24 protein-coding genes are annotated in these 24,305 nt (G+C 59.0%); 8 read left to right on the forward strand and 16 right to left on the reverse strand.

Annotated features, from left to right (window positions below):
- Positions 1 to 130 precede the first annotated feature (130 nt).
- Both AACY19_RS18350 and AACY19_RS18355 read right to left on the reverse strand, forming a co-directional pair.
- Positions 131 to 1,879: a phosphoethanolamine transferase CptA gene (locus AACY19_RS18350; protein WP_339452608.1), complete on the reverse strand. Its 1,749-nt coding sequence runs from the start codon at positions 1,877 to 1,879 to the stop codon at positions 131 to 133.
- Between the two features lie 199 nt (positions 1,880 to 2,078).
- Positions 2,079 to 2,261: a DUF6026 family protein gene (locus tag AACY19_RS18355; RefSeq protein ID WP_339452610.1), complete on the reverse strand. Its 183-nt coding sequence runs from the start codon at positions 2,259 to 2,261 to the stop codon at positions 2,079 to 2,081.
- Positions 2,262 to 2,536: 275 nt separating this feature from the next.
- Here AACY19_RS18355 and gnd point away from each other — a divergent pair, with 275 nt between their 5' ends.
- The 3 genes from gnd to AACY19_RS18370 are packed head-to-tail and all read left to right on the forward strand — an operon-like array spanning position 2,537 to position 5,855.
- A complete protein-coding gene (gene gnd, locus AACY19_RS18360; RefSeq protein ID WP_339452612.1) occupies positions 2,537 to 3,517 on the forward strand; it encodes a phosphogluconate dehydrogenase (NAD(+)-dependent, decarboxylating) in 981 nt (326 codons plus the stop codon).
- Entirely contained in the window at positions 3,514 to 5,037 is a 1,524-nt protein-coding gene (zwf, locus tag AACY19_RS18365; protein ID WP_339452614.1) for a glucose-6-phosphate dehydrogenase, read from the forward strand. Before gnd ends, zwf begins: the two co-directional genes overlap by 4 nt.
- A complete protein-coding gene (locus AACY19_RS18370; RefSeq protein ID WP_339452616.1) occupies positions 5,034 to 5,855 on the forward strand; it encodes an HAD family hydrolase in 822 nt (273 codons plus the stop codon). Before zwf ends, AACY19_RS18370 begins: the two co-directional genes overlap by 4 nt.
- A gap of 124 nt (positions 5,856 to 5,979) precedes the next feature.
- Here AACY19_RS18370 and nhaB read toward each other — a convergent pair whose 3' ends face one another.
- From nhaB to AACY19_RS18385, 3 genes are all read right to left on the reverse strand, one after another.
- A complete protein-coding gene (gene nhaB / locus AACY19_RS18375; RefSeq protein ID WP_339452618.1) occupies positions 5,980 to 7,482 on the reverse strand; it encodes a sodium/proton antiporter NhaB in 1,503 nt (500 codons plus the stop codon).
- 74 nt (positions 7,483 to 7,556) lie between these two features.
- A complete protein-coding gene (locus AACY19_RS18380) occupies positions 7,557 to 8,846 on the reverse strand; it encodes a hypothetical protein (protein WP_339452620.1) in 1,290 nt (429 codons plus the stop codon).
- A gap of 282 nt (positions 8,847 to 9,128) precedes the next feature.
- Complete coding sequence (locus AACY19_RS18385; protein WP_339452622.1) at positions 9,129 to 9,395, reverse strand: hypothetical protein; 267 nt, start codon at positions 9,393 to 9,395, stop codon at positions 9,129 to 9,131.
- A gap of 355 nt (positions 9,396 to 9,750) precedes the next feature.
- Here AACY19_RS18385 and AACY19_RS18390 point away from each other — a divergent pair, with 355 nt between their 5' ends.
- Positions 9,751 to 11,076, forward strand: a complete 1,326-nt coding sequence (locus tag AACY19_RS18390) for a sigma-54 dependent transcriptional regulator (RefSeq protein WP_339452624.1) — start codon at positions 9,751 to 9,753, stop codon at positions 11,074 to 11,076.
- A gap of 81 nt (positions 11,077 to 11,157) precedes the next feature.
- On the opposite strand, the gene AACY19_RS18395 is transcribed toward AACY19_RS18390, so the two are convergent.
- The 9 genes from AACY19_RS18395 to AACY19_RS18435 all read right to left on the reverse strand — a co-directional run bounded on the left by AACY19_RS18395 (position 11,158) and on the right by AACY19_RS18435 (position 19,418).
- Positions 11,158 to 12,462 (reverse strand): hypothetical protein, encoded by a 1,305-nt coding sequence (locus AACY19_RS18395; RefSeq protein WP_339452626.1) that lies wholly within the window; start codon positions 12,460 to 12,462, stop codon positions 11,158 to 11,160.
- A gap of 45 nt (positions 12,463 to 12,507) precedes the next feature.
- Complete coding sequence (locus AACY19_RS18400) at positions 12,508 to 13,311, reverse strand: hypothetical protein (protein ID WP_339452628.1); 804 nt, start codon at positions 13,309 to 13,311, stop codon at positions 12,508 to 12,510.
- A gap of 44 nt (positions 13,312 to 13,355) precedes the next feature.
- Positions 13,356 to 14,036 (reverse strand): C39 family peptidase, encoded by a 681-nt coding sequence (locus tag AACY19_RS18405; RefSeq protein WP_339452629.1) that lies wholly within the window; start codon positions 14,034 to 14,036, stop codon positions 13,356 to 13,358.
- A gap of 64 nt (positions 14,037 to 14,100) precedes the next feature.
- Positions 14,101 to 15,087, reverse strand: coding sequence for a heme utilization protein (locus AACY19_RS18410; protein WP_339452631.1), 987 nt, complete (start codon positions 15,085 to 15,087; stop codon positions 14,101 to 14,103).
- Between the two features lie 73 nt (positions 15,088 to 15,160).
- Positions 15,161 to 15,736 carry an adhesin gene (locus tag AACY19_RS18415; protein WP_339452633.1) on the reverse strand — a complete coding sequence of 192 codons (576 nt, stop codon included), beginning with the start codon at positions 15,734 to 15,736 and terminating at the stop codon, positions 15,161 to 15,163.
- Between the two features lies 1 nt (position 15,737).
- Positions 15,738 to 16,187: a hypothetical protein gene (locus AACY19_RS18420; RefSeq protein WP_339452635.1), complete on the reverse strand. Its 450-nt coding sequence runs from the start codon at positions 16,185 to 16,187 to the stop codon at positions 15,738 to 15,740.
- A 358-nt stretch (positions 16,188 to 16,545) separates the two neighbouring features.
- Positions 16,546 to 17,070, reverse strand: a complete 525-nt coding sequence (locus AACY19_RS18425; protein WP_339452638.1) for an AAA family ATPase — start codon at positions 17,068 to 17,070, stop codon at positions 16,546 to 16,548.
- Positions 17,067 to 17,630 (reverse strand): nicotinamide riboside transporter PnuC, encoded by a 564-nt coding sequence (gene pnuC / locus AACY19_RS18430; RefSeq protein WP_339452640.1) that lies wholly within the window; start codon positions 17,628 to 17,630, stop codon positions 17,067 to 17,069. Before pnuC ends, AACY19_RS18425 begins: the two co-directional genes overlap by 4 nt.
- A 153-nt stretch (positions 17,631 to 17,783) precedes the next feature.
- Positions 17,784 to 19,418: a methyl-accepting chemotaxis protein gene (locus AACY19_RS18435; RefSeq protein WP_339452642.1), complete on the reverse strand. Its 1,635-nt coding sequence runs from the start codon at positions 19,416 to 19,418 to the stop codon at positions 17,784 to 17,786.
- Positions 19,419 to 19,722: 304 nt separating this feature from the next.
- On the opposite strand from AACY19_RS18435, the gene AACY19_RS18440 reads away from it, so the two are divergent.
- A complete protein-coding gene (locus AACY19_RS18440; RefSeq protein WP_339452644.1) occupies positions 19,723 to 20,553 on the forward strand; it encodes an undecaprenyl-diphosphate phosphatase in 831 nt (276 codons plus the stop codon).
- Positions 20,550 to 20,978 (forward strand): DUF1294 domain-containing protein, encoded by a 429-nt coding sequence (locus tag AACY19_RS18445; RefSeq protein ID WP_339452646.1) that lies wholly within the window; start codon positions 20,550 to 20,552, stop codon positions 20,976 to 20,978. Before AACY19_RS18440 ends, AACY19_RS18445 begins: the two co-directional genes overlap by 4 nt.
- 31 nt (positions 20,979 to 21,009) lie before the next feature.
- Here AACY19_RS18445 and AACY19_RS18450 read toward each other — a convergent pair whose 3' ends face one another.
- Entirely contained in the window at positions 21,010 to 21,369 is a 360-nt protein-coding gene (locus tag AACY19_RS18450; protein ID WP_339452648.1) for an MmcQ/YjbR family DNA-binding protein, read from the reverse strand.
- A complete protein-coding gene (locus tag AACY19_RS18455; protein ID WP_339452650.1) occupies positions 21,366 to 22,274 on the reverse strand; it encodes a LysR substrate-binding domain-containing protein in 909 nt (302 codons plus the stop codon). Before AACY19_RS18455 ends, AACY19_RS18450 begins: the two co-directional genes overlap by 4 nt.
- 127 nt (positions 22,275 to 22,401) lie before the next feature.
- On the opposite strand from AACY19_RS18455, the gene AACY19_RS18460 reads away from it, so the two are divergent.
- Both AACY19_RS18460 and AACY19_RS18465 read left to right on the forward strand, forming a co-directional pair.
- Positions 22,402 to 23,013, forward strand: coding sequence for an FMN-dependent NADH-azoreductase (locus AACY19_RS18460; protein WP_339452652.1), 612 nt, complete (start codon positions 22,402 to 22,404; stop codon positions 23,011 to 23,013).
- 236 nt (positions 23,014 to 23,249) lie between these two features.
- Positions 23,250 to 24,287 carry an alpha/beta hydrolase family protein gene (locus AACY19_RS18465; protein ID WP_339452816.1) on the forward strand — a complete coding sequence of 346 codons (1,038 nt, stop codon included), beginning with the start codon at positions 23,250 to 23,252 and terminating at the stop codon, positions 24,285 to 24,287.
- Positions 24,288 to 24,305 lie beyond the last annotated feature (18 nt).

The following is a 24,305-nucleotide window of genomic DNA, read 5'->3' on the forward strand; positions in this document are numbered from 1 at the left end:
TTCGTCCATGAAGCAGATCTCGCAAGAGAGTCTGTTTGTCGCGAATTAACCCGGGGTTAACGCCCGTTCAGTGCAGGTTTTGCAACATGTTTCCGAAAAAAGACAGGGGCCGTTTCCGGCCCCTGTCGTCTTACTGCTGCACCACTTCGACGTTCGTTGCCGCCGGTTTTTTCGGCTTCATCAGACTGAAGTCAATCAACGGTCGCTGCTGGCGTTCGTAAGGATTGCCGATCATCAGCGGACGTGGCTTGAAGCTGGCACTGACCAGGCTGCGGCTGCGATCCAGTTCATCAGCGCTCAACCCGGCCAGATCCGCCCAGGTGTGGATGAACTGGGAGCTGCTGTACGGCCGGCTCAGATCCCCGGCGAAATTCCAGTCATGGTTCTCCTTCCACTTCGGCGAGGCCCAGGCCATGAACGGGATGGTGTACATCGGCGCGGTCGGTTTGTTTTCGTTGCGGCCGAGGGTCTTGTGACCGACCGAGTCGAATACGTCTTCACCGTGGTCGGACAGGTACAGCAAAAAGCCGTTCGGGTCGGATTTGGCGTAATCCTTGATCAGGCTCGACACCACGAAGTCGTTGTACAGCACGGCCTTGTCGTAGCTGTTGTACGTCGGCACCTGGTCGTCACGCACACCGACCGGCACACCATTGCGATCCTGAAACTTGTCGAAGCTCGGCGGATAACGGTACTGATAGCTCATGTGCGTACCGAGCAGATGCACGACGATCAGCTTGCGTTGCGCCGGGTCGGTCAGCGCCTTGTTGAACGGCTCGATGACGTCGCCGTCGTACTGGGCGGCATTCTGGTTGCGGTTGTTGTTCAGGTACACCTGCTCGTCGGCCTGCTCGGAGAAGGTCGTGAGCATGGTGTTGCGCTTGGTCATGGTCTGCTGGTTGGTGATCCAGAAGGTCTTGTAGCCGGCCTGTTTCATCATGCTCACCAGCGACGGCGTCGACAGGAACAGGTCCGGGTTTTCCTCATCGGCGAAGGTCAGCACCTGCTGCAACGCTTCGATGGTGTAAGGACGCGGGGTGATGACGTTGTCGAATACCGCCAGTTGATCCTTGAGCTTGTCCAGCTCCGGCGTGGTCTTGCGCGGATAACCGTAGAGACTCATGCGCTGACGGTTGGTCGATTCACCGATGACCAGCACCAGGGTCGACGGCTGATTGGCCGAGGCGTCCTGAAGGTTTTGCAGCGGCGCGATCTTGCTCGCGCTGTGCAGCATGCCCTGCATGTCGGCCAGGGTGTCGAGGTAGCGATGATAGGCCACGGCCATCTGCCATGGCACGGCTGGCTCGATGCGGGTTTCGAATTTCTCGAAACCGCCGGCGAAGCTGCCGGTGCGCAGGGTTTGCTTGATCAGCGGATAGCCGACCACAGCAACCACGATTGCCATTGCCGCCACCAAGGCCCGACCGCGCGGCAGGTACACCGGGCGCAGGCGGGTCCAGAGGAAATAGGCGAACAGCGTGTGCGCGAGGAACGCCGGAACCATCCACCAGGCGAAGTACTGGGTCATGTACTCACCGGCTTCGGACACGTTCGATTCGAACATGATGAAAATCACGCTCTGGGAGAATTCCTGTTGATAGATGAAGAAATAACCCAGGCTGGCCATGGAACAGGCCCACAGCACGATACCGATCACGGCGGCGAGCATTTTGGTGCGCTTGGGGAACAGCAGCATCGGCGCCAGCCAGATGGCGCTCATCACGAACGCCTGACGGAAGCCGGTGAAACCGGATGTGCCGGTCAGTTGAATCAGCAGTTGGGTGATACCCGAAAAGTACCAGAAGAAGACGAACAGCCAGAGGAAACCGGCCCAGTCAAAACCCGTCGCAGTCGTTTTGCTGCGTTTAAACAATGCCATTCAGCACTCCAGCTCAGTCGTGAAAACCACCGCCGGAACGCATCCATGAAACCGACGAACGGAGGCCGAACGCGCACGCCCGGCCAGAATGCGCGGGAGTATCACCAAGGGAATGTGAAAACTTTGTCAGTTGCGTATTACACGCAATGATCAATCATGTCGGGAGCGATACACATCGCTCCCGGAGGACGCGGGCAGGTCAGGCGTGCGGATGGCGCTGAACCACCGGAAGAGGCTTGGGCTGGGCACCCTGAGTCAATGCGCGCAATTGCGCCAGCTCCTGCTTGAGTTGGTCGCGCTCGTCTTTCAACTTGCTCAGTTCATCGCGACGGATTGTCACGTACAGGGTTTGTGGCGGCATTGCTGTGTGTACTGTGCCCATTGCTCACCTCGCAAATGGCGTGCATCAACTGTAAATCGCCCCCGGATCTGAGGTGCTGACTTACTATCGGCGCCAATTTTGATTTCTTTTGCCCGTGATTGGAACTTTTTTATTTTTCATGGTCGGTGTGTCTTCGCCACGTTTCGGGGCGTTATCAGTCAGGATCGGGCACAATGCCCGGAAACTTCATCGCAACGCTCTGGACTAACCCTCCATTAGTCGCGTTGGGCTATAACCAATGACACACTTTTATTTGCAGTAAGGAGCATCAGCACATGCAACTCGGGATTATTGGACTGGGCCGCATGGGCGGCAATATTGCGCGACGTCTGATGCTCAACGGTCACACCACCGTTGTTTACGACCGCAATACCGCTTTCATCGATAACCTGGTCGCCGAGGGCTCCACCGGCGTAGCCGACCTGCCGGCACTGGTCGCAGGCTTGGCCAAACCGCGCGCGGTCTGGGTCATGCTGCCGGCCGGTGCGCCGACCGAAGACACCATCAACAGCTTGAGCGATCTGCTCGAAGCCGGCGATACCATCATCGACGGCGGCAACACCAACTATAAGGATGACATCCGCCGGGCCAAAGCCCTGGCCGAGAAAGGCCTGCACTACATCGACGTCGGCACCTCCGGCGGCGTCTGGGGCCTGGAGCGCGGCTATTGCATGATGATCGGCGGTGACGCCGAAACCGTGCAGCGCCTCGACCCGCTGTTCGCCGCACTGGCACCCGGCCTGGGCGACATCCCGCGCACCAAGGACCGCAAGTCCGCTGATCACCGCGCCGAACACGGCTACATCCACGCCGGTCCCGCCGGTGCCGGTCACTTCGTGAAGATGATTCACAACGGCATCGAGTACGGCATGATGGCCGCGTTCGCCGAAGGCTTCGACATCCTCAAGACCAAGTCCAGCGAGCGTCTGCCGGAAGATCAGCGTTTCGATCTGAACGTCGCCGACATCGCTGAAGTCTGGCGTCGTGGCAGTGTGGTTTCCTCGTGGTTGCTCGACCTGACCGCCGACGCGCTGGCCAGCGATCCGAAACTGGACGGCTTCTCTGGTTCCGTCGCCGACAGCGGCGAAGGTCAATGGACCATCGAAGCGGCCATGGAACAGGCGGTGCCGGTGCCGGTGCTGTCGAACTCGCTGTTCTCGCGCTACCGCTCGCGCGGTCAGGGCTCCTTTGGCGACAAGATTCTTTCGGCCCAGCGCTTCGGCTTCGGCGGCCACGTGGAGACACCGAAGAAATGACCCATACGATCCGCAGGAAATCCAAGGCAGAACCCGCACCACCGACCACGCTGTTTTTGTTCGGTGCCCACGGCGACCTGGTCAAGCGCTTGCTGATGCCGGCGCTGTACAACCTCAGTCGCGACGGCTTGCTTGACGAGAACCTGCGGATCGTTGGCGTTGACCACAACGCCATTACCGATGAGGCCTTCGCGCAGAAACTCGAAGACTTCATCCGTACCGAAGTGGCGGCGAAGGTTGGCAAGGGTGATCAGATGCTTGATCCGGCCTTGTGGGCCAAGCTCGCCAAAGGTATCAGCTACGTCCAGGGCGACTTTCTGGACGACAGCACCTATTCAGCACTGGCGGCGAAAATCGCCGACAGCGGCACCGGCAATGCGGTGTTCTACCTGGCCACCGCGCCGCGTTTCTTCAGTGAAGTGGTGCGCCGCCTCGGCAGCGCCGGTTTGCTCGAAGAAACCCCGCAAGCTTTCCGAAGGGTGGTGATCGAGAAGCCGTTTGGCTCCGACCTGCAAACCGCCGAAGCATTGAACGCCTGTTTGCTCAAAGTGATGTCCGAGAAGCAGATCTATCGGATCGACCACTATCTGGGCAAGGAAACCGTGCAGAACATTCTGGTCAGCCGGTTCTCCAACAGCCTGTTCGAAGCCTTCTGGAATAATCACTACATCGACCACGTGCAGATCACCGCCGCCGAAACCGTCGGCGTCGAAACCCGTGGCAGTTTTTACGAACACACCGGCGCATTGCGCGACATGGTGCCCAATCACCTGTTTCAGTTGCTGGCGATGGTGGCGATGGAACCACCCGCGGCGTTCGGCGCCGACGCGGTGCGCGGCGAGAAGGCCAAGGTCGTCGGGGCGATTCGCCCCTGGACCACTGAAGAGGCGCGGGCCAACTCGGTTCGCGGCCAGTACAGCGCCGGTGAAGTCGGTGGCAAGGCGTTGAACGGCTATCGCCAGGAAGCCAACGTCGCACCCGACAGCAACACCGAAACCTACGTCGCCCTGAAAGTCATGATCGACAACTGGCGTTGGGTCGGTGTGCCGTTCTACCTGCGGACCGGCAAACGCATGAGCGTGCGTGACACCGAAATTGTCATCTGCTTCAAACCGGCGCCGTATGCGCAGTTCCGTGACACCGAAGTCGACGAGTTGCAGCCGACTTACCTGCGTATCCAGATCCAGCCGAACGAAGGCATGTGGTTCGACCTGTTGGCCAAGCGCCCGGGGCCGGCGTTGAACATGGCCAACATCGAACTGGGCTTTGCCTATAAGGATTTCTTCGAGATGCAGCCGTCGACGGGGTACGAAACCCTGATCTACGACTGCCTGACGGGCGATCAGACGCTGTTCCAGCGCGCCGACAACATCGAGAACGGATGGCGCGCGGTGCAACCGTTCCTCGATGCCTGGCAGCAAGATGCCAGTGTGCAGAGCTACGCCGCTGGTGAGGATGGCCCGCAGGCTGCCGAAGAACTGCTGACTCGCGATGGCCGCGTCTGGCATGGCCTGGGATGAGTGACTTGCCGCAACAACCTGTCCGTTTTCTGCTCAGTGATATGGACGGCACACTGTTGCTGCCCGATCACAGCCTGAGCCAGCGCACCATTGAAGCGGTGCGTTCGCTGCGTGAAGCCGGCGTGTTGTTCAGTCTCGCGACGGGCCGGCCGCCGAAAGCCATGTTGCAGCAGATCGAAGCGTTGGGCGTCGATCTGCCAACCGCAGCGTTTAATGGCGGTACTATCGTCAATCCTGACGGCAGTCTGCTGGTGGCGCATTATCTACCGGCAACTACCGCGCTGATTGCGCTGGCCATGTTCGCCGACCAGCCGGATGTCGAAATCTGGGTATTCAGTGGCGGCGATTGGTTGCTCAAGGACCCACACGGGCCGATGGTGCCGCGCGAACAGCATGGCCTCGGCTATCCGCCGGTGGTGGTTGAGAGTTTCGAACCGTATCTGGAGCGCATCGACAAGATTGTCGCGACCAGTCACAACACTGAGCTGTTGATCGAACTGGAGGCGCGCCTTCTGGCTAAGGTCGAAGGCATGGCGCAGGTGTCGCGCTCGCAACCGGTTTACCTGGATGTGACGGCGCTGGAAGCCAACAAAGGCGCCGCGCTGGCGACTCTGGCGGCACACCTCGGCGTACCGCTGGAGCAGACTGCCGCGATTGGAGACGGCGGCAACGACCCGGCGATGTTTCATTGCGCCGGCTTGTCGATTGCCATGGGGCAAGCGGAGGAGGCGGTGAAGCGTCAGGCCGACGTGATCACCGCGCCGAACACTGAAGACGGCGTGGCCCAGGCAATCGAAAAATACATCCTCCCTCACTGAAAGCACGCAGAACCAAATGTGGGAGCGAGCCTGCTCGCGAAAGTGGTGTGTCATTCAACGAATCCGTTGTCTGACACTCCCTCTTCGCAAGCAGACTCGCTCCCACAGGTTTATTCAGTGCTTGTCAGAGCCAGTAGCTCACCGCATACCAGCCCAGCAGGCCCATCACGAAAGTGTACGGCAGCGCCATCCACACCATCCGTCCGTAAGACAGTCGCACCAATGGCGCAATCGCCGACGTCAGCAAAAACAGGAACGCGGCCTGTCCATTCGGGGTCGCCACGCTGGGCAGGTTGGTCCCGGTGTTGATCGCAATCGCCAGGGTTTCGAAATGCTCGCGGCTCATATTGCCGGCGAGGAACGCCTGTTTCACTTCGGTGATGTAGATCGTGGCGACAAACACGTTGTCGCTGATCGCCGACAGCAGACCATTGGCGATAAACAACATGCCCGGTTGCTGCTCGAACGGCAGCGCCAGTACCCACTGAATCAGCGGCGCGAACAGTTGTTGATCGTGAATCATTGCCACCACCGCGAAGAACACCACCAGCAGCGCGGTAAACGGCATCGCCTCCTTGAATGCGCTGCCCAGCCGATGCTCGTCAGTGATCCCGGTAAACGCGGTGATCAACACAATCACCATCAGGCCGATCAAACCGACTTCCGCGACATGGAAGGCCAGACAGCCAATCAGGATCAGCGCTGCCGCGCTTTGCACCAGCAACGCCGCGCGCTGGCGTACCGTGCGTTCGGCATTGTCTTCGGCGGCATAGTTGGCGAGTATGGCGCGGACATTATCTGGCAGCAGCGTGCCGTAGCCGAACCAGCGCAGTTTCTCCAGCAACACGCAGGTCACCAGACCTGCCACCAGTACCGGCAACGACACGGGGGCGACTTTCTGGAAGAACTCGCCGAAGTGCCAGCCCATTTCGTGGCCGATCAGCAGGTTTTGCGGCTCGCCCACCAGCGTGCAGACGCCGCCCAGCGCTGTGCCGACCGCGCCGTGCATCAACAGGCTGCGCAGGAAGGCGCGGAACTGCTCCAGATCGTCGTGATGCAGCGTCGCCAGGTGGCGGTCATCGCCGAACTCGCTGTCCTTGCGCGGATCGTTGCCGGAGGCGACGCGGTGATAGACCGAATAGAATCCCACCGCCGCGCTGATGATCACCGCGGTCACCGTCAGCGCATCGAGAAAGGCCGAGAGAAACGCCGACAGAAAACAGAACATCAGGGACAGCACCGCTTTCGAACGCACGCCCAGCAGCAGGCGCGAGAACAGGTACAGCAGCAAATCCTTCATGAAGTAGATGCCGGCGACCATGAACATCAGCAGCAGAATTACCGGAAAGTTGTGCACCAGTTCATCGTATAGCGCTTGCGGCGTGGTCATCTTCAGCAGCAAGGCTTCGATCAGCAACAGGCCGCCGGGCATCAGCGGATAGCACTTGAGCGCCATGGCCAGGGTGAAAATGAATTCGAGCACCAGCAGCCAGCTGGTAGCAACCGGGCCAAGGGTGAAAAACACCAAGGCATTGAGGATCAGGAAACCGACGATTGTCGCCTTGTACCAGCGTGGCGAGTGCCCGAGAAAATTTTGCGCGAACGCTTGGGCCATTGAACCGGACATCGGCTGCTCCTTATATTAAGAAGCGCGCAAGTTGCCGCATGTGTCGTCGAAGATCAAGTGTGGGAAGTTTCTCTTTAGTCAGTCAGATAGCGAGCCACGACCGCGCGGTAATTACCGTCCAGAGAATAGCCGCCGACCACCACCGCACTGTCAGGTGGCAGGGCGATGCAGGTGGCCATGTCGAGGCTGCGACCCAGACGTGTGCGCAACCAGCCTTCACCCTGGCCGAACCTGCTGTCGAGTTCGCCGTCCGCCCGGTAGCGCGCGACAATGAAGTCGGCTTCGACACCGCCGATGGTGGAACCCACCGCAATCAGTTCGCCCTTTGCTGTGCGCCGTGCAGCGTTCCACTGACAGCCGCTGTGGCCGATATCGAGCAGGGACGGGTAGCCAGCGTTGCAGTGCAGGTCGGGGCGACCATTGTGGTGCAGAGTCAGGGCCAGGCAACGGATCGGGTCGCGGCTGCTGCCGAAACAGTGCAAGCGCTCGTCGGTTTCGATGACCTGACTGATCAGAACACTGTGGCCTTGGGCTTTGAACGCCATGAAGCCGTCGATGGCGAAGCTTTCATCGAGCCGGCCATCGGCCAGATAACGAGCGAGCAATCCTTCCTGCGGGAAGTTGATGGAGCCGCCGACCAAAATGCGTCCGTCCTTTTGCAGGGTCAGGCTGCTCAGCCACGTATTGAGCAACAGATGCCGAACCATCACAAAACCGCGACCATTGAACGTGTTGTCCAGGCGGCCATCGGGCTTGAGGCGTATCAGCATGCCGGCGTGGTCGGCAAGCTCGAAGTGGTGATTGGCGATCAGCAGAATGTGGCCGTCGTCCTGCACCGCGATGTCGCAGGCTTCGGCACCGGGCACACCGGGTGGCAGCCAGGAATCCCGCGTGCCCATGGAAAGGTCGCCGGGCAAGCGCACGACCTGAAAGCCGTCGTCGCCAAACGAAGGATCGGCGCGACCGTGTTCGTCGAAGAGCGCGAGGGCGGGAAGGGTGCGATGAGTGTTCTCGTAATGCAGACCCGCCAACAGGATTCGTCCGTCAGGCAGCTCCAGTACTTTGCCGGCCATGCCTTCGTGACCCGAGGCGAATTGGCCAATGACACTGCCTTGAAGGCCAAAGCTCAAATCGGCAGAACCGTCTTCGAGCAGGCGCGCCAGGCCAAAACAGCTGCCATTGGCGGTCGTGACTTTGGCGGCGACGAGGAGTCGACCCTGGCGATCAACGGCCACGCCTTGGGTCATGCTGGCGAAGCTGCCGGCGAAATACACTTGGGCGACGCCGGAACTGGCGAAACGTGTATCGAGCCGGCGGGCCTGGTCTATTCGCTCCGGCAGGGCGAAAGCATTGTGGATTGACATGCACGCATCTCCTTGCGAGTCCACCGTGACCCAAATAGGCCGGTAACTGCATGAGCGGAACATTCAATCCCTGTATTGAGCGAAGTACAACTGGCAGAACTAACAGGTGGAGGGTCGTACTGTGCCAGAACAATGTCTTTTTGAACCAATCGCAAGCCTGCCAAGCACTTGATAAGTCAAGCACGCCGGAAAGTTGTACAAAAGTACGAAAGGAAGAAAATTAAATACAACTAGTCACAAGAGGGCGGATAACCCGATTGTTATCCGCAAGTCCCTTGGTTATTAGTGCGGCATCGACCAGGATTGCAGTTCGTAACCGTGCTGGCTCAGTTCGGCGCGCGCTTGCTGCAGCAGTTGTTCAAGCTGTGCCGGATCGCTGTAGGCGCTGTTTGGAATCTGTTGGCGACCGATATGGTTGTTGGTGCGGTCAATGACGGTCAGGCTCACTTCGCCATTGCCGTCTTGTGGAGCCCAGGCCACACACTGGAAAGGTTTGAACGCGTGGTTGGCAATCAAAAGAGCTTCGTTGATACGGAGCGGGGCGGTCATGGGGTCTTCTCTCTGTAGTGCCCAATCAAATGATCTGCCGTCGGTTGGGCTTACCGTTCGGCTGGTTACTTGTACTGATGCACGCAACCGGGGAGTGGGTCACACCCGAAACAAAGAAATTTCAACTTTCTTTCATCGCAAGGGTTTTTGCACCGCATTTGAAAGGTCGCTGAAAGGTTGGCGAGAGAAAAGAGTCGATAGCTAACTAACAACCGAGCTTCTTATAACTTGTTTGCTGATACACCTATAAGCAATCGGTACAAGGCGCCGTCAAATTCTTGCTAGTGTTACAGTCGGGTCTGCCAAATGACTGTTTTTACAATCATTTCTAATAATTTGGCGCCAAGGAACAGTCATGAGCGAAGCGCCTGCGTTACGACGATTATTGGTGGTCGATCCGTGCGACGACTGTCACCGCTTATTACCCGGTTTGCGCGCCATCGGATGGGATGTCGACAGTTGTACCTTGGAAAATGCCGCTGATCGAAGTTGTGACGTCGGCTTGCTGCGCCTGCAACCTTTCCACCTGGAACGCCCCGAAGCGGTCAAGGAACTGATCAGTCGCAGCGGCACCGAGTGGATCGCTGTGTTGAATCAGGAAGTCCTGCGTCTGCAAAACGTCGGCGACTTCGTTTGCGAATGGTTTTTCGATTTTCATACATTGCCGTTCGACGTATCGCGGGTGCAGGTCACTCTCGGTCGCGCGTTCGGCATGGCGCGCCTGCGCGGGCAGGGCACGATTCACGTCGACCAGCCGGAACACGAATTGCTCGGCGACAGCAAACCGATTCGTGAACTGCGCAAACTGCTGAGCAAACTGGCGCCCACCGAATCGCCCGTGCTGATCCGAGGTGAAAGCGGCACCGGTAAAGAGCTGGTGGCCCGCACGCTGCATCGCCAGTCCCAGCGCCACAGCAAACCGTTCGTGGCGATCAATTGCGGGGCGATTCCCGAACACTTGATTCAGTCCGAGCTGTTCGGTCATGAAAAAGGCGCTTTCACCGGCGCGCATCAGCGCAAGGTCGGACGCATCGAGGCGGCCAACGGCGGAACCCTGTTTCTCGACGAAATAGGCGATCTGCCGCTGGAACTGCAAGCCAACCTGCTGCGCTTTCTTCAGGAAAAACACATTGAGCGGGTCGGTGGCAGTCAGCCAATCCCGGTTGATGTGCGCGTCTTGGCGGCGACCCACGTTGATCTTGAAGCAGCCATCGAGAAGAAGCGCTTTCGCGAAGACTTGTATTACCGCCTCAACGTTCTGCAAGTGGTGACAGCGCCCTTGCGTGAGCGTCACGGTGATCTGTCGATGCTCGCCAACCACTTTTCCCATTTCTACAGCCACGAAACCGGTCGGCGTCCACGCAGTTTCAGCGAAGACGCGCTGATTGCGATGGGCAAACATGACTGGCCGGGCAACGTCCGTGAGCTGGCCAACCGGGTTCGCCGCGGCTTGGTGTTGGCCGAAGGCCGGCAGATTGAGGCCCGTGATCTGGGGCTGATCAGCCAGCACTCGATTGCCACGCCGATGGGCACGCTGGAAGACTACAAGACTCGCGCCGAACGCCAGGCGCTGTGCGACGTGTTGAACCGGCACAGCGATAACCTGAGCATCGCGGCGAAGGTGCTCGGGGTGTCGCGTCCAACGTTTTATCGCCTGTTGCACAAACATCAGATTCGCTGAAAGCAAAAGATCGCAGCCTTCGTCAGCGCCTGCAGATATCAAATCCAGGCGCGGGCGAAGGCTGCGATCCTTTTCTCTGCTTTAGAAGTAGTACGGGAATTTCAGGCTGAAGGAAAAGTCCGGGGCATCATCCGTCATGCCGATGGACAGGTTGGGCACGATGGTCAGGTTGTCGCTGGCTGCAATGGTCATACCGACGTTGAAGTAACCGGCGTTGGCGTCGCTCGACACTACCGATTCCCAGTCGCCGCCATCCTGTTTGATTTTGCTGCGGCGTTGCACCAGGTCGGACACCGAGAACGACATGCTCATCTTCTCGTTCAGCGCGAAAGCGATACCCGCGCCGATCTGGAAGCTGTCGCCTATGCGCACCTTGCCCGGGGTTTTCTGGTTGACGGTCGAGCTGATGTCGTCGAATGACTCCTCCAGGTTGTGGGTGTAGGAAAGGCTGCCGAACAGGACGGCCGGGTCGAATGTCTTGACCAGCGAGATGCCGGGCGTGATCGACCAGACGCCGTTGCCGGTAGGCAGGGTGTCAGGTACGAACAGGTTGGTGTTGGCATCGGTCTGACGCAGCTTGATCCCGAACGGGTCCTTGCCGGTTGGCGCCTTGACCCGCAGGGTGACGACCGCGTCCGGCGTGTTGACCGACTCGTCGAGGAACTTGTAGGCGATACCGAAGTTGACGTCGCCAATGGTTGGATCTTTGGTGACGGTTTCTTCCGTGGTTACACCTGCCGCGCCCTGGTTGCCGCCGCCCGACTGATAAGTCGATTCGCGATACACCACCGGTACGTTCAGGTCGAACTGCCAGCGATTATCGAAGTTGTAGCGGCCGGTGAGATCAAACGTCCATGTGTCAGCCTTGATCCGGTCAAGGTTGATGTTGCCGAGAAAGATCGAGTCCAGTGCCAGGAAGCCGTTGAGGATCAACTGACGCGTGTCATAACGCGAATAAGTCACGCCGGTTTCGACGCTGAACTTGCCCCCGCCAAAGAAGCCGCTGGCTTCGTCGTAGAGGTTGGACACACTCTGAGCCGGTTGGGTGTCGTCAGCCAGCGATTGACCATACGACGCGCCACTGCCCCCGGCGGCGCCCCCGGACGCTGCTGCGGCCCCGGTGCCGGTGGCAACGCGATTGCCTTTCATGTCCGATGGAGACTTCGCCAGTCGTTTTGGCGCAGGGGCGGCAGGCTGTTCTTCTACTTGGCGAACCCGCTGCTCGAGTACCGCCAGGGCTTTTTGTTGTACTTCGTATCGTTGCTTCAGTTCCAGAAGTTCCTGTTTCAGGGCCTCTACATCCGCGTCAGGTGCCGCTTGCAGCATCGCGGCCGGGAGTAGAGTACTCAAACACACTGCGGCACGCAGTGATACTGATCGATACATGAATAAGCCGTCCCTTTAAGCCCAATGATCGAGACTCAGCGTAGTTCAATATCCGATATTGCGTAGTGCCCTGAGTTGAGTCAGGTTGCAGTCCAGTGCGCCGGCACTCATGCCGTTATTGTTCAGTACGACGTTGAGTTGAGTCATGTTGTTGACCACGTTGGCATTGCCGAGCAAACGGGTGTTCTGCAGCAAGCCGCCCTGGGCAACTTGTTGCAGGGCAGTGCCCTGATTACCGGATGCCTGAATGGCCATTTGTACGCCACCACCGCTGGCCGAAACCGCCACGCTACCCGCAGCATTGCTGCCACCGATGGTTTGCCCGGCCATCAGTGCCTGCCCTTGAGCAGGCATCAGCGCCGGTGCCTGTCTGGCTTCGGAAACATTGATCGCGACGTTGTTATAGGCGGTATTGCTGTCGCCGGCAGCGCGCACGCTTTGTGTCACGCCCTGGCTGCTGTTGAGTCCGGCACCGCCGGTAATCGTGCCGGTGCCCGTTGGCACGACGCTGCCGTTGCTACCACTGCTACTGCTAGCGCCATTGGCGATTGCATTGGCATTGGCGAGGGCATTGCCATGCTCCTTGATCGTCTGAACATAGAATTCAGGTTTTAGCGTTGCTGCCTGAAGTTGCATCGAGGTCGCTGCCCCGATCAGATCGCCATTGGCGTTGCGCCAGGTGCTGCTCATGACAATGCCGAAGCTGATAATGCGCCCCGGCATCACATAGCGACCACGCAGCTCGGCGAGCTCCTGGTCTTTTATTTCTATGGGTTTGAATCCTGCATTGGCATAGCCTGACGCACTCGCTGCCAGGCAGGCGGCGGCCAGCCAGTATGAGGTTTTCATCTGCTGCTCCCGGGACATCCAGTCCCACTCTTTATAATCGGCGATTAAAAGAAGTCGCTCTGTATGAACCCGAAATCCATCAATTCAGCATCTTTGACCGGGTTGAAGCCGTCCAGCTTGTTCTTGGCTGTCAATGGCACAGGGGGGCTGCGCAAGGCGTTTGCCTTGTCGTACCCAGGGCCAACGATGGCAAAAACAATACCGTTCCAACCTTTGACAAAGTCATCGTGGGTGTAGCGCTTGTGTCCGAGGACAGGATCTCCGATGTAAACCCAATCCTTGTCAGACCGCTGCAGCACGACGAAATGCTTGTAGCCGCGAATCTCCATCAGAACCACCACCGGAATGGTCACCGCTTCGAGTTTTTCGCGCGGAATCCGGTAACCCCTGGCACGCATACCGATGCTTTCTACGTAGCGCTTCATGTCGAGCATGGAGAAACCCTGAGTACGAACAAGGTCCTGGTCAGCGTTGACCAGCATGCCTTTGATGATGTGCTCCTCATCGACGTCGAGCCAATAAGCCTGGCGTAACACCGTGGCCAGCGCGGCAGCACCGCAACTGAAGTCGGTTTTCTGTTCGACGATGTCGGCAAACTTGCGCTCACGCAGGCTTTGCACGTCTTTGTAGACCAGCACGCCACCGGGCAGGGCAGCGACTGGCATCTGGGCAGCCTGAGTCAGGCCGGACAGACAAAGCACAGTGAGAAGGGCTGTTGTTCGCATGATCGAATACGCCTTGTGGAACCGAGGAAAAGCCCCGTTTCCGGGGCTTTCGTTTCGATCGCGATTACATGCAGGCTTTGCAACCTGCGGCGATGGACAGCGAGTTGCTTTGTTGGTTACCCACACCAGCCGAGACGTTGGCTCCACCGTTGCCGGAGAAGTTGTTCATCGAGCCAGTCATGTTGGCGTTGTTGATGGTTGGGTTTTTCCAGCCATCTTTGGTCAACACTTGTTTAGTGGTCACGCCAGCCAGACCGAAGACACCCACGGCTTCGAATTTGGCTTTCTGGTCATCGTCGCGGCCGCCACCACGGTTGCCATAACCGCCACCGCCGTGGTGGTCATCTTCTTCGATGGTTGCGGTGCCTTTGGCAGCGAATGCGCCAGCGGCTGCGAAGGTGCCAGTAAGGGTGTCTTTTTTGTAGGTCTGCACGCCTTTGTTTTCTACGACCAGGCCAGTCGAAGACTGGTTGGCGGCAGCAGCGGCAGTGGCTACACGGCCACCCGACACAGCAATTGCCAGGTTGTTTTTCTGTTGGTTGAAGTTGCCGGAAGTCACGTTGATGCCGATGTTCCCGGAACCGTTGTTACCTGCGTTATCCAACGTAGCGTTGTTGCGGGTCGACGAGTTCTTCACATAGTTGTTTGAGTTCGTCTGAGTAGCGCTAGAGGCAGCAACAGCATTGCCGAAGATGAAGCTTTCGTCGGCGGTGGCCAGTGCGGCGGCGTTGTCTTGTTGGTTACCGTCACCGGCTGCAACGTTGGCGCCCATGTTGCCGTTGGATTGGTTCAGCGAGTCCTGCGCCTTGGCATTGTTTTCAGTGCCTTGGTTGTTCACCACGTTGCCGCTGCTGTCCTGTGCATCCAGAACGGCTGCGCCGGCACCGGCGGTGATTTGCAGAAGCTGTTCCAGGGTTGGGCCTTTTGGCTGGTTGTGGCCATTGCCGTGCCCGTTACCATGATCGTTATCACGACCGCCTGCCTGTGCTGCGATTGCCATCACTGCTGCAAGTGCGAAAACCAGTGGTTTGAGAGCCATTGTAGGTTTCATGGTGTTTCTCCGACGTGCTTATTAGTTGGTTAAGTGTTGGTACTTTCTAATTGCACTGCTTTTGTTGTTTGGGTCAGTCAGCGACCCGGATGCTCAGGGTGTTAGCCATTCGGTTCCCCACCCCGGCACTCTGGTTCACCTGGATTACCCCGCGGCTGCCGGTGAAGGCCTGATCACTTGTCGTGACCTGGCGACTGCCGGGTGAGGTACCAGTTGCTCCTGAGCTTGGTAAAAGCGCCACGTTCTGTTGCGAAAGGGCGCTATCGTCAACGCTCTGCGGGGCAGCACTGATGCTGACGCGCGTCACGTTGGCCATCTGGTTATTGGCGCCGGCACCCTGGTTCACGCCCAGAATCCCGTTGCCATTACTGAAAGAGTTGCCACCGATGTTGGCGCTGGCGTTCATCGAGCGATCCGCAGGCGTATCGATTCTCTGGATGACGCTGGTGGTAGCGTGGGACTCGGTGCCGATGGCAATGGCCTTGGTATTGGCCTGTTGCATCTGGTCACCGGCAGCCTGGTTGACGTTGAAGTTGCCGCGGTACTGCGCACCGGAATCCCGAATGTTTGCGCTGTTGATCGAGGCAGGGTCGGCAGCCATGGCGCTGGAGCAACCGAGCAGGGCGAGCAGAAGAAGCGTGCGATTCATCTTATTGGCCTCCAGCCATGCGGGTCAGAGGGGCAAGGCCGGTGCTCATGGCACGATTGACTGTGTTTGAGATCGAGCCGCCCGAGCCACCGCCATGGCCGGCACTCATGCCTGGCATGCCGTTGGGGGTGGTCAAAGTGTTCATGCCGGGCAGGTTCGAATTGGGCGTGCTGATGTTGCCGCGAATCGAAGAACCGCTGGCTACACTGGCAAAGTCGCCGTCATTGAGTTCGGTGCTGCTCAGGGTTTGATTGACGCGCGCCGACGGGTTGGCGTTAACGGTGGTCGGGTAGGGGTCTTTGCCGCCATTGCGACCGATAGGGATTGGCTGAACATCGCGATTGAGGACGATCACCCCGTTGCCTTCTGCCTGCACGTTGAAGCTGATCAAAGCGCTGGCGGCTGATCCGATCAGCAGGAGGCAGGTCATGCTTTTATTGAGATTCCCCACGGCAGCAATTCCTTCTTCAGTGGGCTGGCCCTAGTCAGCGTTGTGAAGGAGAGAGCGAAAGCTGTGCCGCTTTTTGATTTTTGATTATTTTCAACAGGTTAGGGGGAAACCACTTCGGGCCGGATACATAGGCTGTTTCATCGTTGAAACACGTCGTCGCCTGTTCACCTGTTTATTGGCTGAACAACGCTCTGGAACAAGGGTTTGCGGGGGAGTGTTTCATTGGCGTAACAAGTACGATGACGATCGGATGAATCCCGCTGAAACAGCCACTTTGCACCCGCACAGGTGTTTCAGGAACGGACACATTGTCCCCGAAACAGGGGAATCGCTGGGGATATACGCCCGAAAACAGGGGTCACTGCGCCAAGAGTGACTCGACCGCTGCAAAGGCCTGAGCCTGTCGTTCGGCCCAGTCGCCGCGAATGATCTGAAAGGTCTGTTGATGTTGTACCAGCCAGTCTCGGGTGGCATGGAAGAACGCCAAGCGCTGCTTCAGATCGGGCTGGCAGCGCTGCCCGTCGTCTGTCCAGTCGATCTGTTCCGGGGACAATAAAAGCTGCAGATCGTAATGGCGCGCCAGCAACTCGGTTTCCAGCCAGTCCGGACAATCGCCGAACAAGGTCTGGCTCCACAACATGTTACTCAGCAGGTGGGTGTCGAGAATCAGCAGCGGCGCTTGCTGTGCCCGTGCCTTGTCTTCCCACTGCAATTGGCCATGGGCGATCTCGGGGATATCCGCCAGGCACGTGTCGCGCGGGTTTTGTTCCATGAACCAACGTACATATTCGTCGACACGCACACCGCCGAAGCGTTGTTGAATGCCCGCCGCCAGCCAGCTCTTGCCGGTGGACTCGGGCCCGGTCAGCACGACCACCTTCATCGCTGCAACGCCGGATCGGCGCGCCACTCGCGCCAGCCCTGGACGGCCAGCAGGGTGAACAGGCCGTACAATGCTGCGGTGAGGTAAAGCCCTTTATAGATGAACAGGCCAACGAATATCACATCGAGCACGAACCACAACGCCCAGCATTGCAGACGTTTTTGCGCCATCCACAGTTGCGCCACCAGGCTGAAACCGGTCAATGCAGCATCCAGCCAAGGTTGCGCGGCGTCAGTCCAGTGCGCCATCGCCGCACCGAGCAGCAGGCTACCGACCGCGCCGACGCTCAGGCCAAGCAGCATCGAACGCTTGTCGAGCCGCGTCACCTCACGCCCGTCATGCATCGTCCCGGCCCGTGTCCATTGCCACCAGCCGTAGACTTGCAGCGCGGCATAGATCACCTGCAGCAACATGTCCGAATACAGCTTCACCTCAAAGAAGATCCAGCTGTACAGCAGCACCATGACCAGGCCGATCGGCCAGCACCACGGGTTCTGTTTGACTGTCAGCCACACGGCTATCACGCCGAGAGCGGCAGCAAACAGTTCAAGCCCGGACATGTGGGTTCCTTGGGGGAAATTGAGGAGGGGGCGGATTGTACTGCATTGGGCCAGGTACTGATGATCGCTGTAGATCAAAAGACCCTAACCCCCCCGAAACGTCGGACCGCCCCCTCTTGGGGGTGATGTGTGGGCATACCAGCGTTACACGGGTCAGACGCGGAACTGGCGCAAGAGTCCATTCAGTTGTTCGCTCAACTGGCCCAGCTTCAGGCTCGCCGCACTCGACTGCTCCGCCGCGATGGCCGTGCTGTGCGACAGACCTGCCGCTTGCGTAACGTTCTGATTGATGTCCTCGACCACATGCGCTTGTTGCAGCGTGGCGCTGGCAATCGAGGCATTCAGGCCATTGAGATTGCGCAAGGCCTGACCGATGGCGCTCAGGCTAGCGCCAGCCAACCCGGCCTGTTCGATGGTCAGTTGCGAGGCCTTGCTGCTGTCGCCGATGACTTTCACGGCAGCCTCGGAATGATTCTGCAGGCGCTCGATCATCGACTGGATCTCCGCCGTCGACTTCTGCGTGCGCTGCGCCAACAAGCGCACTTCATCCGCCACCACGGCAAACCCGCGACCTTGCTCACCGGCCCGCGCCGCTTCGATGGCAGCATTGAGGGCGAGCAGGTTGGTCTGTTCGGCAATCGAGCGAATCACTTCCAGTACGCTGCCGATCTGCGTGCTTTCGGCTGCGAGTGTGCGAATCACTTCAACTGCCTGATCAATCGTGCCGGACAACTTGTCGATCTGCTGCAAGCTGCCGTCGATGTTGATCTGGCCCTGTTGCGCTTGTGCCTCGGCATCGCGCATCTCGGCAGCCGCATGCTCGGCATTTTTTGCCACATCCTGCACGCCGTAAGTGACCTCGTTGATTGCGGTGGCCACCAGTTCCATCTGCTGCGACTGCTGCTGACTGCGTTGCTGCGCTTGCGAAGCGTCGTTGCCCAGTTCGCTGGAGGATTGCCCGAGCGCGCTGGCCGACACCTGCAAGTCGCTGATCACTCGGCGCAACTTGGCGGTGAAGGCGTTGAAGTGATGCGCCAGTTCGGTGACCTCATCCTTGCCGTGGGCATCGAGGCTGCGCGTCAGATCGCTTTCGCCGCTGGCAATGTTGGCCATGGCGCTCACGGTTTCCTGCAACGGACGGACGATGCTGCGGGCAATCAGGATCACCAGCAGGGCCATGATCACGGCGATCACCAGGCCGATGACCGAAGCCTTGATCATCTGGCCCTGGAATTCGGTCTGAACGTCATCGATATAAACGCCGGAACCGATCACCCAGCCCCACGGCTCGAACAGTTTGACGTAGGAGGTCTTGGCCACAGGCTCGCTGGCGCCGGGTTTCGGCCAGCGATAATTGACCATGCCGGCACCTTTGGCTCTAGCGATGGCGACCATCTCGTTGAACACCGCAAAACCGTCCGGGTCGCGGATCGCCGAGAGGTTCTGGCCTTCGAGCTTGGGATTGGTCGGGTGCATGACCATCACGGGCGTCAGGTCGTTGATCCAGAAGTAGTCGCTCTGGTCATAGCGCAAGCCGCGAATCGCGGTCAGCGCCTGTTTCTGCGCGGCCTCTTTGCTGAGGGTGCCGGCGGTTTCCAGGTCGTGATAATAGGTGAGCAGGCCGCTGGCGGTCTGCACCACGTGCTCGGTTTTCTGGGCCTTGGCGTGATACAGGTCATCGTGAATCTGCTTGAGCATCAACACGCCCAAGGTCAATAACATGACCATCGCCACAATCAAGATGAGCCACAAGCGTCGGCTGATCGACACACTGCGCAAGCTGTTCATAACGCTGTCACTCCGGATTCTTGTTCTTGTAATAAATCAACGCCAGCATCCAGCCACGTTTGCGTGGTCGAGCCTGCGCGACCCAAGTCGTATAACGCGGCAGCGCTATTTGGGCTTGTCTGTTAGGATTTCGGCCCCGCGCGTGAAAACCTGAATCGAAGTTGATCTTTCACGGAATTTTGACTGTTTCGTGTAGATGCTGTGCGCGCGGAATCGGTACAGCATTAAACAGCTACGCTGATCGCAGTGAACGTAAAAAAATACTATCGGGGCATGCCGGCGCGCATCGCTCTTTGGGGGTTTGATGGATCTTTGGACGGCCTTGCAGGCACTGATACTAGGCGTTGTAGAGGGGCTGACGGAGTTTTTGCCCATTTCCAGTACCGGACACCAGATCATTGTTGCCGACATGCTCGATTTTGGCGGCGAACGGGCCATGGCGTTCAACATCATCATTCAGCTCGGTGCGATCCTCGCGGTGGTCTGGGAGTTTCGTCGCAAGATCTTCGACGTGGTCACTGGATTGCCGACCCAGCCAGGCGCACGGCGGTTTACCGCAAACCTGCTGATCGCTTTTCTGCCGGCAGTGGTCCTGGGCGTGATCTTTGCCGATCTGATCCATGAATACCTGTTCAATCCAGTCACGGTCGCGGCAGCGCTGGTTGTCGGCGGCGTCATCATGTTGTGGGCGGAAAAACGTCAGCACGAAGTGCATGCCGAAACCGTCGACGAAATCACCTGGAAGGACGCATTGAAGGTCGGTTTTGCCCAGTGTCTGGCGATGATTCCGGGTACTTCGCGCTCCGGTTCGACGATCATTGGTGGCCTGCTGTTCGGCCTGTCGCGCAAGACCGCTACCGAATTCTCGTTCTTCCTCGCCATGCCTACGATGGTCGGCGCGGCGGTGTATTCGGGCTACAAGTATCGTCAGCTGTTTGTGCCGGCGGACTTTGCGGTGTTTGCCATCGGCTTCGTGACCGCGTTCATCTTCGCCATGATCGCGGTGCGCGGTTTGCTGAAGTTCATCGCCAGCCACAGCTATGCGGCATTTGCCTGGTATCGGATCGTGTTCGGTCTGTTGATTCTGGCGACGTGGCAGTTCGGTTGGGTCGACTGGTCGGCTGCCAAACCATGAATGATGCCCGCGCCCGCCGCCCGCAAGGACGACCTTCCAGTGGCAATATCCAGCATCTGAAACTCAAGCTGCTGGTGTTGCTGATCGTTTGTGCGCTGCCGTTGTCCGGCTCGCTGTCGATGTGGCTGCGGGGGATATCCCTGGTGCCACTGACGGCTTACGGGCTGGTCAGTGTGCTGGCGTTCTTCATGTATTGGGCGGACAAGCGCAAGGCGCGCACTGATGCCTGGCGCACCCCGGAGAATATCCTGCATGCCGTGGAACTGGCTGGCGGCTGGCCGGGTGCTTTGATTGCCCAGCAGGTTTTCCGCCACAAGACACGCAAGGTGTCGTTCCAGATTCTGTTCTGGGTGATTGTGTTGTTGCACCAGGTGTTCTGGATCGACCAGTTGTTTCTCGGCTCGAACCTGCTGGCGCTGTTCTGACAAACCACACAAAACCAAAGTGGGAGCGGGCTTACAGCAACAAACCGATTTGGGTCTTCTTCGGCAACTTGCTCACCACCAGTTGATGCGAGCGCTGCAACAATCCGCGTAATTCCTCGGCAGCCAACGGGTAGGGCGGGTGCATGATGATCCACTGCGCACGCGCCAGATAGGGCGCCGGGTGAATGCCCGGGCGGTCGCAATGGCCGAGAAACAGATCCTTGTCGACCTTGAATGCCAGCGAATCGCCGCGCAGTCCCTGCAAGGCAAACATCTTGCTGCCGGCCACCGAAAACACCCGCACGCCACCCCATTTATAGTCTTCGCGGGCACCGGGCAATGCCAGGCAGAACGCGGCCACGTCGGCTTCGCTCATCTTTTCCTTGCTCATAACAAACGCTCTCCGCAGGCATTGAACGACTCGACCAGATGATCGATCCACGCACGCACCGCCGGCATCACGCCGCGCCGATGCGGATACACCGCTTGCAGCCAGCCGCCGGGCAGCGACCATTGCGGCAGCATCTGCACCAGCGTGCCGTTCGCCAGTTCTGCTTCGCAATACATCATGGGCAGCAAGGTAAATCCCTGACCGGCCAGCACGCACGCCTTGCGCACGACGAAATCGTCGATACCCAGCCGTGCCTCCATGCTCAGTTCAAAGCTCTTGCCGTGCTGGTCGAGCAGGCGCACATGAACCAAGCGATCTGCCTCCAGCGCACCCAGCACCGGCAGATTCTTCAGATCCTGCGGATGATGGATCGACCGGCCCTCAATGAACGACGGACTGGCCACCACGACCATCTGCGCCTGGCGCAAGCGTCGGGTCACCAGCAAGGGATCTTCGTCACCGTGTTCGCGCACGCGCAGGGCCACATCGAAACCTTCAGCGACCAGATCGACGCGCCGATTGAGCAGCACCACTTCCAGTTGCACCTGTGGGAATTTGCCGAGGAATTCACTGATGACCCACGGCAACATCTCCCGCGCCAGGCCGGTAGGGCACGACACGCGCAAGCGCCCGCGCGGTTCACTGGACATGCTCGCCACGGCCTCATCGGCCATTTCGGCTTCCAGCAACATCGCCTGGCAGTGGCGCAAATAGCGTTCGCCGACGGCGGTGAGATTGAGCTGCCGGGTGGTGCGTTGCAGCAGGCGTGCGCCGAGGCGTTCTTCCAGTTCGGCGATGCGCCGCGACAGCCGCGACTTGGGAATGCCCAGCAAACGCCCGGCCGCCGCGAAGCCGCCAGCCTCGACGACTTTGGCGAAATAATAGAGATCGTTGAGGTCTTGCATGTCAGGTTCCGACTGTTCTATCAGTGGGACAAACTATCGCATTGTCGGCGGCTAATCATCCATTGGTTTCTTGCGTAGGATTGTCTCCATTCCGTCGCCACCGGCGATTCATTCCAGGAGATTCCACATGAAACTGCTGCATATCGATTCGAGCATTCTGGGCGACAACTCGGCTTCCCGTCAGTTGAGCCGACAGGTCGTACAAGCCTGGCAAGCCGCTGAACCAAGCGCCGTGGTGACCTACCGCGACCTCGCCGCTGACGCCATCAGCCACTTCTCGTCGACTACCCTGGTTGCCGCCGGCACCACCGCTGAACTGCGCAACGCCGCGCAGCAGCACGAAGCCGAACTGAGCGCCTCGACCCTGGCCGAGTTCATCGCCGCTGACGCCGTTGTCATCGCTGCACCGATGTACAACTTCACCGTACCGACCCAACTCAAAGCGTGGATCGACCGCGTTGCCGTTGCCGGGCAGACGTTCCGCTACACCGAGGCCGGCCCTGAAGGCCTGTGCGGTGGCAAGAAAGTGGTGATCGTGTCCACCGCTGGTGGCATTCACGCCGGCCAGGCGAGCGGTATCGCTCACGAGGAATATCTGAAGCTGGTGTTGGGTTTCCTCGGCATCACCGACATCGAAATCGTTCGTGCCGAGGGTCTGGCCTACGGCGACGAAGTGCGCAACAACGCGATGACGGCTGCCCAAGCGAAGATCAGCGAGCAATTGTTCACCGCCGCGTAAGGCTTGCGTCAGGAACAGCGCCTGTTCAGGCAATCCCCAAAAAACTCTGTATTCTGGTTCTGCAAGGGCCTGATGCGGAGTTTTTTGTTTCTGACTGTTACATAATCTGGCCCGGGTTATGCAGTCACAGGGTCAGTGTCTGCGTGCAGTGTCGAACCGAAATGCCGAGTCCACGGCGCTTCAGGCCCGCAACGCAACGGAACATTCGATTGAGCAACAACAGGGTGGGGCATCCGATGATGCGTCTTTGTGCAACGTTACTGATTTGCCTGCTCGGCAGCCTTGACTCAGTGCATGCCGCGCCGGGGCGACATCCGGTGTGGAGCGTTGGCTACCACGAAATGACGTTTCTCGATCCGCTGGATCTGCAACCGATGCGCGCCATCGCGTTCTATCCCTCGAGTGATCGCGAGCACATGAGCCTGCTTGAGGGCTATTCAGTCGAAGCCGGTGAGGACACCAAAGTCGCCATCGGACGTTTTCCGATGCTGATGCTGTCCCACGGCAACACCGGCACTCCGCTGGCACTGCATGACCTCGCCACCTCCCTGGCGCGCAAGGGGTTCGTGGTGGTCGCGGTGATTCACCCCGGCGACAACTCCAGGGATCACAGCCGGCTCGGCACGCTGAGCAATCTCTATGGGCGGCCGATCCAGATTTCCGAAGCGATTACCGCGACCCTTGGCGACCGCATGCTCGCGCCATACGTCAATGCCAATCAGGTCGGGGTGATTGGTTATTCGGCGGGTGGGGAGACGGCGTTGATCCTGTCCGGCGCGCAACCGGATCTGGATCGCCTGCGCCGTTACTGCCAGGAGCGCCCGGACGACCGCGATGCGTGCAACACCCAGGGCGAATTGATCGTTGATCGCGATGACCTGCAGCCCGTTGCCGACCCGCGTGTTCACGCCTTGCTGTTGATGGCGCCGCTGAGTCTGAAATTCGGCCGTCATACCCTGGCCGATGTGCATGTGCCGGTACTGCTCTACAGCGGCGATGGCGACAAACTGGTGGCTTTCGATAAAAACGCGGCGGCGTTGGCGCGCAAACTGCCGACGGCGCCGGACTTCAAATTACTCGCCGGGGCAGGGCACTTCGTGTTTATGGCGCCGTGCAACGAAGAGCAGATTCGCGCCATGCCTGCACTGTGCACTGATGCCGATGGCGTGGATCGCGAGGACATCCACCGCAACCTGATCTCCGAGGCCGGACGGTTCTTCTCCCACGCGCTGGGCAACCCGACGCGTGCCGGCATGCAAACCGCAGATCAATAGCTCCCACAGTTTTAATCG

Source organism: Pseudomonas sp. EA_5y_Pfl2_R50 (assembly GCF_963970475.1).
Lineage (GTDB): Bacteria > Pseudomonadota > Gammaproteobacteria > Pseudomonadales > Pseudomonadaceae > Aquipseudomonas.